Origin of the sequence: Streptomyces sp. WMMC500, assembly GCF_027497195.1 — a bacterium.
GTDB lineage: Bacteria > Actinomycetota > Actinomycetes > Streptomycetales > Streptomycetaceae > Streptomyces.
Window position 1 is genome coordinate 1,246,196 of the sequence record NZ_CP114905.1, and the last position, 13,420, is coordinate 1,259,615.

Here is a 13,420-nt window from a genome sequence, read left to right on the forward strand (position 1 = left end):
GGCTGGGGCGACCCGTCGCCCCAGCTCTGGCGGGGCAGGTCGGCTCTGGACAGGCATCGCAGGCCCGTCAGCCGCGGACCGGTGCGCCGGCGGTCAGTACGTCGCCGGCCGGGCTGCGCGGTGTCGGCGGGCCCTGCGGGCCGTAGCCGAAGCGGATGAGCATCTGGACGTGGCCGCCTCCACCGCGGACGTCGCGCAGCGCTTCGCGGACGTCGGGCCACTCCATCCCCTGGTGGAGCAGCGAGTAGCGCAGTCCGTGGGCGGTCGCCACCAGCAGGACGTGCTCCAGCGCCTGGCCGGTGCGCAGCCAGTCCACGCGCCGGTCGTGGCCGGTGGTGAGCAGGGCGAGGGTCGGTTTCCTCTCGAAGACGGCGGCCGGGGTACGGGTGTCCGCCCGGTCCGCGAAGTCGCGCATCGGGATCCTCTCGGCCGCGTCCATCGGGCCGAGGGCCGCGGTCGGTATGCCGAGGACTCCTTCGTTGCGCAGCCAGCGGCGGCTCTCCATGCGCTTGAGCGCGTCGCCGGTGCTGCGGCGTTCCGCCTCGGCCGTCAGCTGCAGCAGGTGGGCGGTCTCCGCGGGGTCGGGCAGCTTGAGGTCGGTGCCGGCGGTGTGGGCTGCGGCGGACAGCTCGGTCAGCAGCTCCGCCGGCGGGCGGCGATCGGCGAAGGGATACCGGCTCGAGCGCCGGCGCCAGATGGCGGGGTAGAGGTCCGCGCGGTGTCCGTTGCGGGCGGGTGAGCCGCCGGCGAGGCGGACGGTGGCCAGCAGCCGCGGCTCCTTCGGGCGCGGCAGCAGACGCACGATCGGTGTCCAGCCGAAGTGCGCGACGCCGACGCAGAGGTTGAACACCGAGGCGCCCACGGACACGTGCAGGGCGCGGCCCGAGGGGTCGGTGTGGGGCAGGCCGCGCTCGGTGACCGCGTACGCCTCCAAGGTGACGGTGTCCGGGTCCAGGCGGTAGCGCCAGGGCTGGGTGTTGTGGATGGACGGTGCGGCGGCCGCGGCGGAGATCAGTGTCTCCAGGGTCTGCGCGTCGAGCGTCTTCACGGGCATGGTGGCGCTCCTCCCGGTGGCCGGTACGGGCGGGCCCGTTGCCGTGCGCCCGCCCGTGCGGTCAGGGTGCGTGGCGGAGCCGCGCCACCGCAGGAGCCGTGTGTGTCCCGCCGGTTGGGTCGGCCGGGCCCGTCAGCGACGGCCGTCCGGCCGCCGGTCGTCGCCCGCCGACTTGGCCTGGCTGGCCAGCATCGCGGCTTGGATGCGCCGCTCCACGCCGAGTTTCGACAGCAGGCGGGAGATGTGGTTCTTGACGGTCTTCTCCGAGAGGTAGAGCCGCTTGCCGATGTCGCGGTTGGTCAGGCCTTCGCCGATCAGCTCCAGGATGTCGCGCTCGCGGTCGGTCAGCGAGGCCAGCGCCGCGTCCTCGGGCTCCGGCTCCGCCTCGCTGCGCAGGCTGTCCATGAGCCGGGCGGTGGTCGCCGGGTCGAGCATCGACTTGCCCGAGGCGACGGTGCGTACGGCGTTGACGATCTCGTCGCCGCGTATCTGCTTCAGCACGTAACCGGAAGCGCCCGCCATGATGGCGTCGAGCAGCGCCTGGTCCTCGTCGAACGAGGTGAGCATCAGGCAGGCCAGCTCCGGCATGCGCGAGCGCAGCTCCCGGCAGACGCTGATCCCGTCGCCGTCGGGCAGGCGCACGTCCAGCACCGCCACGTCCGGACGCACCGCCGGGCCGCGGGCCACGGCCTCGGCTGCGGTGGCGGCGTCGCCGACGACTTCGATGTCCGGCTGGGCGTCGAGCAGGTCGTGCAGGCCGCGCCGCACCACCTCGTGGTCGTCGAGCAGGAAGACGCGGATCGGTCGCTCCGCGGCGGATGCCGGTGTCTCGGACATGACTGCTCCCTCGGGGTTGTTCGCACGCCCCCTGCCATACGGGTACGTGACGGCAGACCGATTATCCGTCGCGGGTGAGCCGGTGGAAGGGGCCGGACGGACCCGTGGGGCGATGCGGAACGGCCCCGCCCGTACCCCGGCGCGGGCCCCTCGCGGCCCTCCTTCGTCCCGACGGCGCGTGTGACGGTGCAAGCGGGAGTCCGGCGATCGTGTGCCCGGACCCCGCCGGCACGGAACGTGGTTGCGGGAGGTGGGGGCGATGACCTCGAGGAGATGGCTGTGGCGCTGGCGGCGTAATCCGCTCCGGCGGCGCCTGGACCGGGTCGAGGCGTGGACCCTGCTGGCGGCGGTGGTGCTGTTCACGGCCGGCGTGCCTGCCGTCGGCGCCACCGCTGCCTCCGCCTACCACGACCACCTGCAGGACGAACGCCGGGCGCGACAGCCCGTCCAGGCCGTCCTGGTCGAGGACGCAGAGCCCCTCTTCACGCGTTCGGCGCTCACCGGCGGACTCGCAGGCGGCGGCGACGGGCTGATCCGGACCAAAGTGCGCTGGACGGACGACGACGGCACGGTGCACACCGGAGGGGCGCGGGTGCCCGCGAGGCTCGACGTGGGGGCCACCGCGCGGATCTGGACCGCCGACGGCGGGAGCCGGGTCGTTCCGGCACCCCCGACGACGCAGCAGGTCGTCGGCGCGACGACCGCAGGTGTGTCGGTGGCGGGCGTCTTCGCCGCCCTGTCCCTGGCGGCGCTGCGTGGCGTACGCGTTCACTTCGACCGGCGCCGCGAGGAGCTGTGGGAGCAGGAGTGGGCGCGCGTCGGCCCCCGCTGGGGCCACCGCACGGCCTGACCCCGTCACACCGGCGGTCACCACGGCGGCGTGCGAGGCGGAGTCCCCCAGCGTCGCCCCCGGCCGGGCGGTGAGCCGCGGCGGTTCCTTCACGCCCCATCACCCGGAGCCGATGGTCCCGCCCTCCCGCCCCGTGCGGCCCTACGTGACGGGTGCCGCGGCGGCGGAGTCTGGCGGTAACCCCTTACACCACAGCAAAGGACGGACTCATGCAAGAGGTGACGACGCCCGAGCCGGCCGCCCCCGGCGACGACGAGCTCGCCGCACTGGATGCCCACTGGCGGGCCGCCAACTACCTGTCGGCCGGCCAGATCTACCTGATGGACAATCCGCTGCTGGCCGAACCGTTGCGGCCGGAGCACGTCAAGCCGCGGCTGCTCGGGCACTGGGGCACCTGCCCCGGGCTCAACCTCGTGCACACCCACCTCAACCGCGTGGTCAAAGCCCGCGGCCAGGACGCACTGTGTGTCTGGGGCCCGGGCCACGGCGGCCCGGCGGTGCTGGCGAACTCCTGGCTGGAGGGCTCGTACTCCGAGACGTACCCGGACGTCGGCCGGGACACGGCCGGCATGGCGCGGCTGTTCCGGCAGTTCTCCTTCCCCGGCGGGGTGCCCAGCCACGTCGCGCCGGAGACACCCGGCTCGATCCACGAAGGCGGAGAGCTCGGCTACGCCCTCAGCCACGCCTACGGCGCCGCGCTGGACAACCCCGATCTCCTCGTCGCCTGCGTCGTCGGCGACGGCGAGGCCGAGACGGGGCCGCTGGCCGCCTCCTGGCACTCCAACAAGTTCCTCGACCCGGTCCACGACGGCGCCGTGCTGCCGATCCTGCACCTGAACGGATACAAGATCGCCAATCCCGCGGTCTTGGCCCGCCTGCCCGAGACCGAACTCGACGAGCTGCTGCGCGGCTACGGCCACGCCCCCATCCACGTCACCGGCGACGACCCGATGACCGTCCACCGCGCCGTGGCCCGGGCGATGGACACCGCGCTCGACCGCATCGCCCTGATCCAGCGGACCGCCCGCGAAGACGGCGTCACCGAGCGCCCGCGCTGGCCGGTGATCGTGCTGCGCACACCCAAGGGCTGGACCGGCCCCGCCGAGGTCGACGGCCTGCCGGTCGAGGGCACCTGGCGCGCCCACCAGGTGCCACTGGCCGCGGTCCGCGACCACCCCGAGCACCTGCGGCAACTGGAGGCCTGGCTGCGCTCCTACCGCCCCCAGGAGCTGTTCGACCGCGACGGCCGTCCCACCGCCGAGGTGCTGGCATGCGTGCCGGACGGTGACCAGCGGCTCGGCGCCACCCCGTACGCCAACGGCGGGCTGCTGCTGCGCGAGCTGCCGCTGCCGCCGCTGGAGGGGCACGCGGTGAAGGTCGTCGAGCCGGGCGGGAGCACCCACGAACCCACCCGCGTGCTCGGCGACTTCCTCGCCGAGGTGATGCAGGCGACGGCCGGCCGCCGCGACTTCCGGCTCGTCGGCCCGGACGAGACCGCCTCCAACCGGCTCGACGCCGCCTACACCGCCACCGGCAAAGCCTGGCAGGCCGGCGTGACCGACACCGACGAGCACCTCGACCGGCACGGCCGGGTCATGGAGATCCTCTCCGAGCACACCTGCCAAGGCTGGCTGGAGGGCTACCTGCTCACCGGCAGGCACGGCATGTTCTCCTGCTACGAGGCGTTCGTGCACATCGTCGACTCGATGGTCAACCAGCACATCAAGTGGCTGCGCACCACCCGCCGGCTGCCCTGGCGGCGCCCTATCGCCTCCCTCAACTACCTGCTGACCTCGCACGTCTGGCGGCAGGACCACAACGGCTTCAGCCACCAGGACCCCGGCTTCGTCGACCACGTGATGAACAAGGCGCCCGAGGCCGTGCGCGTCTACCTGCCGCCGGACGCCAACACCCTGCTGTCCGTGGCCGACCACGCGCTGCGCAGCCGGGACTACGTCAACGTGATCGTCGCGGGCAAGCAGCCGAGCTTCGACTGGCTGTCGATGGAGCAGGCCCGCGTGCACTGCGCCCGCGGCGCCGGCATCTGGGAGTGGGCCGGCACCGAACGCGGGGTGCGCAGCCCCGACGTGGTGCTGGCCTGCGCCGGCGACGTGCCCACCCTGGAGATCCTGGCCGCGGCCCAGCTGATCCGCCGCCACCTGCCATACCTGGCCGTACGCGTGGTCAACGTCGTCGACCTGGCCCGGCTGCTGCCGCACGACGAGCATCCGCACGGCATGACCGACGCCGAGTTCGACGCGCTCTTCACCCGCGAGAGCCCGGTGATCTTCGCGTACCACGGCTACCCCTGGCTGATCCACCGGCTCGCCTACCGCCGCGCCGTCCACCCCCACCTGCACGTCCGTGGCTACAAGGAGATCGGCACCACCACGACCCCGTTCGACATGGTCGTCGGCAACGACCTCGACCGCTACCGCCTGGTCATGGACGTCATCGACCGCGTACCGGACCTGGCCGTGCGCGCCGCCCCGGTGCGCCAGGCCATGGAGGACGCCCGCGCCCGCCACGCGGTCTGGATCCGCGCCCACGGCACCGACATGCCGGAGGTCGCCGACTGGACCTGGACCCCCTGACCCGCACGTCGAAGGAGAGACACGCATCATGACCGTACGCGTCGGCATCAACGGCTTCGGCCGCATCGGCCGCAACTACCTGCGCAGCGCCCTCGGCCGGGACGGCCGCGACACCACCGCGGTGGAGGTCGTGGCGGTCAACGACATCACCTCCACCGCGACCCTGGCGCACCTGCTGCAGTACGACTCCACCTACGGCCGGCTCACCGCGGACATCACCGCGGACGACACCTCGATCACCCTCGACGGCCGACGTATCGCCGTCACCGCCGAGCGCGACCCGGCCGCCCTCGACTGGTCGGCCCACGGCGTCGACGTCGTCATCGAGTCCACCGGCCGCTTCCGCGCCCGCGACGACGCCGCGCTGCACCTGAAGTCCGGCGCCCGCAAGGTGCTGGTCTCCGCCCCGGGCAAGAACGCGGACGCCACCGTCGTGATGGGCGTCAACGAGTCCGACTACGACCCGGGCCGGCACCACGTCGTCTCCGGCGCCTCCTGCACGACCAACTGCGTGGCACCCATGGCGCACGTCCTGCACCAGCGCTTCGGCGTCGTCAAAGGCCTGATGACCACCATCCACGGCTACACCAACGACCAGGCCCTGCTGGACGGCCCGCACAAGGACCTGCGCCGCGCCCGCTCCGCCGCGGTCAATATCATCCCCACCTCCACCGGCGCTGCACGGGCGACCGGCCTGGTGATACCCGCGCTGGACGGCGCCCTTGACGGCATCGCCGTGCGCGTGCCCGTCGAGGACGGCTCCCTCACGGACCTCACCGTGATCCTGGACCGCCCCGCCGGCGCCGAGGAGATCAACGACGCCTTCGCCGACGCGGCCGACGGCCCGCTGCGCGGCGTCCTGCGCCACTCGACCGCGCCGATCGTCTCCCGCGACGTCATCGGCGACCCGGCGTCCTGCGTCTTCGACGCCGCCCTGACCCGGGCGAGCGGCGAACTGGTCAAGGTCTTCGGCTGGTACGACAACGAGTGGGGCTACAGCAACCGGCTGCTCGACCTCACCGAGTACGTCGCCGCACGGTTGTAAGGAGGATCCGCCATGTCCGACAACACACCCCGGTGTCCACCGCTGCACGGCCGCGTGGTCGTCGGCTACGACGGCTCGGCGCACGCGCAACGCGCGCTGGACCACGCCGTCGACGAAGCCGTGCGCCGGGACACCGCGCTGCAGATCATGTGCGGCGACCCCTGGGCGCCGCCGCCCCCACCGGCCGTCGGCCGGACACCGGAGGACTATCCGTCCCTGTACCGGGCCGCTCGCGGCGCCGTCGACCGCGGCGTTGAGCGCGCCCGCGGCCGCGCTTCCGGCCTGGACATCGTGCCGTCGGTGATCTCCGAGCCCGCAGCCGAGGCGCTGCTGGACGCCGGCCGCACGGCCGCGCTGACCGTCGTCGGCACCCGAGGGCACGGCGGCTTCGCCGGGCTGCTGCTCGGCTCGGTCAGCCTGCGGGTCGCGGCACATTGCACGGGGCCCCTGCTGGTCGTCCGGGGCGATGCGGACCTGGACACCGTGCCGCGCGGCCGGGTCGTCGTGGGCGTGCAGTCGGACGAGGACTCCGAGGCGGTGCGCTTCGGCTTCGAGGAGGCCCGACGCCGCGGCGCCGAGCTGCACGTGCTGCACACCTGGCTGTACCCCGCGGTGACGGGCGTGGTGGCGATGGCGCCGCCCGGTCCGTCCGGTCGGCAGCAGCTGGACGACGCCGCCCGGCGCCGGGCCGCCCAGGCGGTGCCGGGCCTGGCCGTGGCTGCGTACCGCGAGGTGTACCCGGACGTGCCGGTGGTGACCGACGACGAATGCGGCTCCGCCGCCGCGGTGCTGGCCGAGGCGAGCCGGCGGGCCGACGTCGTGGTGCTCACCGCACACCGCAACACGCACCGCATCGGCGCCCGCCTCGGCCCGGTGACGCACGCGCTGATGCATCACGCGCACTGCCCCGTGGTGCTGATCCCCTCGCCGTGACGCGCGGCAGCAGCAGCCCGACTCGTGGAAACGGTAAGAGAGCAGCGGGCGCCGCGAGCCGCCGGCAGGCGGCGGGGGCGTCGAAAGGGTGACCGGATGGAGCTGGAACACGCAGGCGGCGGCGGGCGGGCGCCGCGGCTGCAACTGGACGAGCTGCTCGACGAACTCCAGCTGCACGTCGACGAGGTCCGCGGCACCCGCGACCGGCTGCACAGCCTGCTGGACGCGGTGATGAACGTCGGCCGCGACCTGGATCTCAGCCATGTGCTGCGGCGCATCGTGGAGGCGGCGGTCGTGCTCGTCGACGCGGAGTACGGGGCGCTCGGCGCCCTCGGCGAAGCGCCGGAGGACCGGCAGCTCGCGCAGTTCCTGCCGGTGGGTATCGACGAGGAGAAGGCGGCCGCGATCGGCGCACCGCCGTGCGGCCGCGGCATCCTCGGCGTACTCATCCGCCACCCGGAACCGCTGCGGCTGCGGGAGATATCCGACCACCCCGACTCGCACGGCTTCCCCGCCCACCACCCCCCGATGCACTCCTTCCTCGGCGTCCCGGTCCGGGTCCGCGACGAGATCTTCGGCAACCTCTACCTCACCGACAAGCGCGACGCCGACGAGTTCGACGCCGAAGACGAGGCCGTGCTGTCCACGCTCGCCGCGGCCGCCGGCGTGGCCATCGAGAACGCCCGGCTGTACGAGGAGTCGCGCCGCCGGCAGCGGTGGATGGCCGCCTCCGCCGAAGTCACCGCGGCGCTGCTGTCCGGCGCCGCCGAAGACGCCGTGCTCGGACTCATCGTCGAGCGGGCCCGAGAACAACTCGGCGCGGAGCTGGGGTCGGTGGCGCTGCCCGTACCCGGCAGCGCTCGGCTGCGGGTGGCGCTTGCCCACGGCCCGGGCGCCGAGGAGCACGAAGAGCGGCTGCTGCCCGTCGACGACTCGCTGTCCGGCCTCGCCTACACCAGCGGTGAGCCGGTGCTCAGCGAGGACGTGCAGAGCGAGCCCCGCCTGCACGGCACCACGCTGCGCGACGCCGGACTCGGGCCCGCGGTCGCCGTGCCGATGGGCACCGAGGACGGCCGGCGGGGCGTGCTGCTGCTCGCCCGCGCCGCGGGCGCACCGGCGTTCACCCCCGAGGAGACCGCGCCGCTGCAGGGCTTCGCCGGCCAGGCGGCGCTGGCGATGGAACTGGCCCACCGCCGCCGCGACGCCGAGCAGCTGGCACTGTCGTCCGAGCGCGAACGCATCGCGCGCGACCTGCACGACCTGGCCATCCAGCGGCTCTTCGCCACCGGCATGACGCTGCAGAGTACCGTCCGCCTGGAGCGGACCGCGGAGGGCGAGGAGAAGCTGCTGCGCGCCGTGCGCGAACTCGACGAGACCATCAAGATCATCCGCACGACGATCTTCGGGCTGCGCGCCCACGAGGCGGGCGACCACGGCGCCGCCGGCCTGCGCCGCCGCCTCGTCGACACCGTCGAAACCGCCGCGACCACCCTCGGGTTCAGCCCGGCGCTGCGCACCGAAGGACTGCTCGACGTGAACGTGCCCCCCGACGTCGCCGACCACGCCCTGGCGGTCCTGGGCGAAGCGCTGACCAACGTCGCCCGCCACGCGCGCGCCCATTCGGTCGACGTCATCCTCGCCGTCGGCGGCGACGACCTCACCCTGACCGTCGCAGACGACGGCGTCGGCCTGCGCCCCGGCGGCCACCGCGGCGGCCTGGCCAACATCGCCGAGCGAGCCGAGGAACTCGGCGGCACGCTGAAGCTCACCACCCCGACCGGCGGCGGCACGCGCCTGGTCTGGCACGTCCCGCTGCACGGCGCGGACCGGACCGGTCCCGCCGGCGCCCCGCCGCGCGCCGGCGGCTGAATCTTCCGTACCTCACCGGGCGTTCGCGCCGTCCGGTCGCGTCGCGCGCTGCGGCCGCGGCGGCGGGGCGGCGAGGTCCATTCGGACGTCGACGACGCCCTCCACCGCCCGTACGAGCCGGGCCAGCACCGGGACGCGGGTGCGGTCGTCCAGCTGCCCGGTGAGGGTGACGACGCCCTCGTGCACCAGGGCCTCGACCTGCGGGGGATAGCCGAGGAAGAGGTGCGCCAGCACCTCGTCGCGTACCGCGGCGGCCAGTTCCTCGTCCGATCGCAGGAAGACCTTGAGCAGGTCGGCGCGGCTGACGACGCCCGCCAGCTTCCCCTCGGCGTCCGCCACGGGCAGCCGCTTGACGTGCCGCACCGCCATGATGCGGGCGGCTTCGGCAAGGGTGGCGTCGGCGTGCACCGTGACGGCGGGGGTGCTCATCAGCTCCCGGGCCGTGACGGCGCCTGCCTTGGCGAGGTCTTCCAGGCGCCGCAACTGCTCGAAGCGGGTGGGGTCGCTGTCCCGGAACTCCTCCTTGGGCAGCAGGTCCGCCTCGGAGACCACGCCGATCACCCGGCCGTCACCCGCCAGCACCGGCAGGGCGCTGACCTTCCACTGCTGGAGGATGGCGACGATCTCCTTGAACGGCGCGTCGCATCCGACGGCGACGACCGTGTGGGTCATCACGTCGCTCACCTGGTACGTGCCTTCCGAGCCGGTGGGGGCGGACATGGCGTTCTCCTTCGGATGTGCCCGACCGTGGGGTCGAGGATCGGGATAAGCGGGGAAGGAACGGGCCGGACTGCGCCCGGACATCTCACAGCTCCTTCACGGTGAGCAGGCCGGCCACCCGGTCGTAGCCGACGACGGGGCCCTCCCGGCACAGCCGCACCGGACCGAGCCGGCACCGGCCGCAGCGACCGGTGGCGCAGCGCACGTTCCGCTCCGGCGACACTCGGATGCGCTCGCCCGGTACGCCGCGGTGCAGCAGCTCGCGAGCGGTGTCCAGGGCCATCGCCTCGGGGCCGCAGACGAACGCCGTGGTGGCGGACGGGTCGAAGGGAACATGGTCCAGCTGCCGGGTCACCACGCCCACCCGACCGCGCCAGCCGGTGGCCGGACGGTCGACGGTGACGGTCACGTGCGCCGCGGACGCGTCGGCCAGGCACCGCAGTTCGTGCCGGTACAGCAGCTCGGCCGGGGTACGGGCGCCGACCAGCAGGCTGATCCGGTTGAACCGGTCGGCCTGCGCCAGGACCGAGCGCACGAGCGGACGCAGCGGGGCGAGGCCGTCTCCTCCCGCGACGACCAGCACGTCTTCGCCGTCGGCGGCCTCCGGCGCCCAGTCGGTGCCGTAGGGTCCGCGAACGCCCAGCACGGTGCCCGGCCGCGCGGCGTGCAGGACGGCGGGGACGGCGCCCCCGGTCCGTACGGTGTGCGTCAGCCGGCTCCGGTGCTCCAGGATCCCGCTGACCGCCACGGCGGCTTCTCCGGCACCCTCTCCGGCGCCGAAGCCCTGCAGCACCGCGAACTGGCCCGGCCGGAACGCCGGCAGCGCGGCGCCGTCCGGTTCGATCACGAGCGTGACCGTGCCGGCGCTCTCCTCGATGCGCCGCACCACCCGATACGGCACAGGGGGCGCGGTCACGGCATCGGTCCGCTGCCGTAGGGCCCGTACAGGTCGAGCAGTCGGGTACGGGCGGCCTGCAGCCGGTGGCCGATGATCTCGGCGACGCGGTGGGTGACCGCCCAGCCGGTCGCCGGGTCACGCTCGCACAGCTCCCGGACCACGGTGGCGTCGAACTCCAGGGCGCGCACCGGGCTCAGGGCCTGCGCTCCCAGGTGCCACTGGTGCGGCCGGAACAGCCAGGACCAGCCCAGCAGGTCGCCGGAGCCGAGGGTCTCGACGGTGGCGGCCTGCCGCCCGGGGACGTGCAGGTCGAGGGTGACCGAGCCGGTGCGCAGTACCCAGAAGCGGTCGGCGCGCTGCCCTTCGTTGAAGATCCGCTGCCCCGCCGCGAAGGACACCTCCACAGCGTTCGCCAGCAGTCGTTCCCGGGTCTCGGGCTGCAGGGCACCGAGCAGGCTGGTACTTGTGTTGATCATGATGTTCTCCGTCCGGTCGCTGGGCGGGTGCCTCGGCGTGCCCGGCCTCCACGGACTCGTGGGGGCCGTGACCGGAGAGGGCCGCCGCCGAGGTCTGCCATCGCTCCTCCTCCGTGTGGGGCTTCCACCTCCACCATCCGCTCCGGGCACCGCGGACGGCAGAGGCCGAGCGGCGCCCCGCGGCCATCCGGCCGGCCCGCTGACGTGCCCGAACGGCCCCAGCGGAGCAGCCAGGAGCGCGCTTGGCTGGAAGCGGGACCAGATGTGGAGAGGAGCCGGAGATGAAGGACGAGACCGCGCGGCGCGTGGTGCACACCGCGGCATTCGGCAACCCGGGCCCGAGGCAGGAGGGAACCGCCGACGTCGCCTACGTGTCGGGGGAGCTGTACCGGATCTCCGCGGGCGGCCACCGCCTCATGACCGACCAGCCGGGCAGTGCCGGTGGCGGGGACCTCGCCCCGACGCCGGTGGAGCTCTTCGTCACCTCGCTGGCGGCGTGCATGGCGTACTACGCGGGCCGCTACCTGCACCGGCACGGCAAGACCCGCGACGGGCTGCGGGTGGAGACCGCATACGCGATGGCGGAGGACCGGCCGGCCCGGGTGGCGCGGGTGACGATGCGCGTTGTCGTTCCCGCGGACCTCACGGAGCGGCAGCGTGAGGTCCTGCTGTCGGTGGTGCACCACTGCACCGTCCACAACTCGCTGCTCCGGCCGCCCAAGATCGAGATTGAGCTAGCCTGAACGGGAGCCGAGGGCCGGCCCGGCTCGGCCGGGCGGGCCCGGCCGGTTCTGCCGGTACGAGTCGATGTGAGCAGGCGGGGCGGCCTGAGCGGGATCAGGCCGCCCCGGAGTCGTCAGGCCGGTTCAGGCCGCCGCGTGCGTGCCGCGTATCTCCGCGGCGACCTCGGCGGCCCAGTCACGGATCTGCCTCCGGTCCCGGAAGTCGCCGCCCTTGCCGGACCGCACGATCCGCCTGGCGACGAAGCCCTCGGCGCTCTCGTCCAGCTTTCCGCCGAAGACGACGTGGGACTCGGCCCGCACCCGGTCGGCCAGGCGCTTCGTCGCCGGTGGGCTCACGGCCCGGCCCTCTTGCGCCGAGTCGTCCAGCGGGCCGCTGCTGAACAGCCACACGGGCCGGCGCAGCAGGGCGCGGCGGTGCCGGCGGGCGAAGCGGACCGCCTCGCGCCGCCAGTGCGCCGCGTACACCCCGGAGCCGAGGACGACCGCGCCGTACGGGCCGAGATCGCGCACCTGCCGGGCCGGCTGCACGTCTGCGTCGATGCCCTGCTCGCCGAGTTCGGCGGCGATCCAGTGGGCGATCTCCGCCGTGGAGCCGTTCTTCGAGCCGTACGCGACGAGCACACGGAGCGTACTCATGACCGCGTCACCTCCCTCACACCCTGCGCAGCCATTCGTCGGCCAAGCCGTGCCGGGCCTGCTCGACGGGGCGGATGCGGGAGTCGTCCATGCGGTAGGTCAGCCGGTTGTCCACGCCGACCACGCCGTCGACCTTCTCGGTCAGCGTCCCGGCGATCTCGACCTCGCTCTGCCGCTCCAGCTCGCCCTCCAGGACCACGATCCCTTCCTCGGCTCCGACGCGGACCTGGCCGGCGACCAGCCACAGGCCACGGGTGAGAACCTCGTCGAGCACCTCACGGCGGATGTCGGCGTCGCTGCGGACGAAGACCTGCAAAAGGTCGCGGCGGGTGACGATGCCGATCAGCCGGCTCTCGTCGTCGACCACCGGAAGCCGCTCCACGCGGTGCTCGGCCATGATGCGGGCCGCGTGCGTGACGGTGTCGTCGGCGCGCACGGTGATCGCGGGACGGGACATGAGCGCTTCGGCGGAGGTCGCCTGCGCCTTGCGGTGCTCGGCCCGCGCCCGGCGGGTCAGCCGGGGCAGCAGGCGGCGGCGCGGCGGCTCGTAGACGGGGCGCTGGGTGGCCTGACGCAGCATCAGGTCGGTCTCGGAGATGACTCCGAGGACGTTCTCGTCGTCGTCGACGACGGGCAGGCCGCTGATGCGGTGCTCGTGCAGCCGACGCGCGACCTCCTTGAACGGGGTGGCGGGCCCGACGGTGACCACGTCGTCGGTCATCACGTTGCCGATCTTGCGGTGTTTCATCGCTGTCTCCTCGTCAG

The 13,420-nt window shown here is 73.7% G+C and carries 13 protein-coding genes; 6 read left to right on the forward strand and 7 right to left on the reverse strand.

The window, feature by feature from the left end:
• Positions 1–67: 67 nt before the first annotated feature.
• Entirely contained in the window at positions 68–1,054 is a 987-nt protein-coding gene (locus tag O7599_RS05175) for a nitroreductase family protein (protein WP_281620899.1), read from the reverse strand.
• Between the two features lie 132 nt (positions 1,055–1,186).
• Positions 1,187–1,891 (reverse strand): response regulator transcription factor, encoded by a 705-nt coding sequence (locus O7599_RS05180; RefSeq protein ID WP_281620900.1) that lies wholly within the window; start codon positions 1,889–1,891, stop codon positions 1,187–1,189.
• A gap of 259 nt (positions 1,892–2,150) precedes the next feature.
• On the opposite strand from O7599_RS05180, the gene O7599_RS05185 reads away from it, so the two are divergent.
• The 5 genes from O7599_RS05185 to O7599_RS05205 all read left to right on the forward strand — a co-directional run bounded on the left by O7599_RS05185 (position 2,151) and on the right by O7599_RS05205 (position 9,182).
• The gene (locus O7599_RS05185) at positions 2,151–2,741 is read left to right on the forward strand and encodes a hypothetical protein (RefSeq protein WP_281620901.1); all 591 of its coding nucleotides are present in this window, start codon (positions 2,151–2,153) and stop codon (positions 2,739–2,741) included.
• Positions 2,742–2,950: 209 nt separating this feature from the next.
• On the forward strand, positions 2,951–5,335 hold the full coding sequence (locus O7599_RS05190) for a phosphoketolase family protein (protein WP_281620902.1): 2,385 nt from the start codon (positions 2,951–2,953) through the stop codon (positions 5,333–5,335).
• 28 nt (positions 5,336–5,363) lie between these two features.
• Entirely contained in the window at positions 5,364–6,380 is a 1,017-nt protein-coding gene (gene gap / locus O7599_RS05195) for a type I glyceraldehyde-3-phosphate dehydrogenase (RefSeq protein ID WP_281620903.1), read from the forward strand.
• Positions 6,381–6,392: 12 nt separating this feature from the next.
• The gene (locus O7599_RS05200; RefSeq protein ID WP_281620904.1) at positions 6,393–7,313 is read left to right on the forward strand and encodes a universal stress protein; all 921 of its coding nucleotides are present in this window, start codon (positions 6,393–6,395) and stop codon (positions 7,311–7,313) included.
• Between the two features lie 96 nt (positions 7,314–7,409).
• Positions 7,410–9,182 (forward strand): GAF domain-containing sensor histidine kinase, encoded by a 1,773-nt coding sequence (locus tag O7599_RS05205; RefSeq protein WP_281620905.1) that lies wholly within the window; start codon positions 7,410–7,412, stop codon positions 9,180–9,182.
• Between the two features lie 12 nt (positions 9,183–9,194).
• On the opposite strand, the gene O7599_RS05210 is transcribed toward O7599_RS05205, so the two are convergent.
• The 3 genes from O7599_RS05210 to O7599_RS05220 form a co-directional block, all read right to left on the reverse strand.
• The gene (locus O7599_RS05210; RefSeq protein ID WP_281620906.1) at positions 9,195–9,902 is read right to left on the reverse strand and encodes a CBS domain-containing protein; all 708 of its coding nucleotides are present in this window, start codon (positions 9,900–9,902) and stop codon (positions 9,195–9,197) included.
• An 85-nt stretch (positions 9,903–9,987) separates the two neighbouring features.
• The gene (locus tag O7599_RS05215; RefSeq protein WP_281620907.1) at positions 9,988–10,818 is read right to left on the reverse strand and encodes an FAD/NAD(P)-binding protein; all 831 of its coding nucleotides are present in this window, start codon (positions 10,816–10,818) and stop codon (positions 9,988–9,990) included.
• On the reverse strand, positions 10,815–11,276 hold the full coding sequence (locus O7599_RS05220) for a cyclic nucleotide-binding domain-containing protein (RefSeq protein ID WP_281620908.1): 462 nt from the start codon (positions 11,274–11,276) through the stop codon (positions 10,815–10,817). The genes O7599_RS05215 and O7599_RS05220 overlap by 4 nt, the downstream gene beginning before the upstream one ends.
• 281 nt (positions 11,277–11,557) lie before the next feature.
• Between O7599_RS05220 and O7599_RS05225 the strand changes: the two genes are divergently transcribed.
• Positions 11,558–12,019, forward strand: a complete 462-nt coding sequence (locus tag O7599_RS05225) for an OsmC family protein (protein ID WP_281620909.1) — start codon at positions 11,558–11,560, stop codon at positions 12,017–12,019.
• 123 nt (positions 12,020–12,142) lie between these two features.
• On the opposite strand, the gene O7599_RS05230 is transcribed toward O7599_RS05225, so the two are convergent.
• Both O7599_RS05230 and O7599_RS05235 read right to left on the reverse strand, forming a co-directional pair.
• Positions 12,143–12,655 carry a flavodoxin domain-containing protein gene (locus O7599_RS05230; RefSeq protein WP_281620910.1) on the reverse strand — a complete coding sequence of 171 codons (513 nt, stop codon included), beginning with the start codon at positions 12,653–12,655 and terminating at the stop codon, positions 12,143–12,145.
• A gap of 16 nt (positions 12,656–12,671) precedes the next feature.
• Positions 12,672–13,403 (reverse strand): CBS domain-containing protein, encoded by a 732-nt coding sequence (locus tag O7599_RS05235; RefSeq protein WP_281620911.1) that lies wholly within the window; start codon positions 13,401–13,403, stop codon positions 12,672–12,674.
• Positions 13,404–13,420 lie beyond the last annotated feature (17 nt).

Coding starts and splice junctions, on each gene's coding strand:
- O7599_RS05175 (WP_281620899.1), bottom strand. CDS start 1,054: ATGCCCGTGAAGACGCTCGACGCGCAGACCCTGGAGACACTGATCTCC.
- O7599_RS05180 (WP_281620900.1), bottom strand. CDS start 1,891: ATGTCCGAGACACCGGCATCCGCCGCGGAGCGACCGATCCGCGTCTTC.
- O7599_RS05185 (WP_281620901.1), top strand. CDS start 2,151: ATGACCTCGAGGAGATGGCTGTGGCGCTGGCGGCGTAATCCGCTCCGG.
- O7599_RS05190 (WP_281620902.1), top strand. CDS start 2,951: ATGCAAGAGGTGACGACGCCCGAGCCGGCCGCCCCCGGCGACGACGAG.
- gap (WP_281620903.1), top strand. CDS start 5,364: ATGACCGTACGCGTCGGCATCAACGGCTTCGGCCGCATCGGCCGCAAC.
- O7599_RS05200 (WP_281620904.1), top strand. CDS start 6,393: ATGTCCGACAACACACCCCGGTGTCCACCGCTGCACGGCCGCGTGGTC.
- O7599_RS05205 (WP_281620905.1), top strand. CDS start 7,410: ATGGAGCTGGAACACGCAGGCGGCGGCGGGCGGGCGCCGCGGCTGCAA.
- O7599_RS05210 (WP_281620906.1), bottom strand. CDS start 9,902: ATGTCCGCCCCCACCGGCTCGGAAGGCACGTACCAGGTGAGCGACGTG.
- O7599_RS05220 (WP_281620908.1), bottom strand. CDS start 11,276: ATGATCAACACAAGTACCAGCCTGCTCGGTGCCCTGCAGCCCGAGACC.
- O7599_RS05225 (WP_281620909.1), top strand. CDS start 11,558: ATGAAGGACGAGACCGCGCGGCGCGTGGTGCACACCGCGGCATTCGGC.
- O7599_RS05230 (WP_281620910.1), bottom strand. CDS start 12,655: ATGAGTACGCTCCGTGTGCTCGTCGCGTACGGCTCGAAGAACGGCTCC.
- O7599_RS05235 (WP_281620911.1), bottom strand. CDS start 13,403: ATGAAACACCGCAAGATCGGCAACGTGATGACCGACGACGTGGTCACC.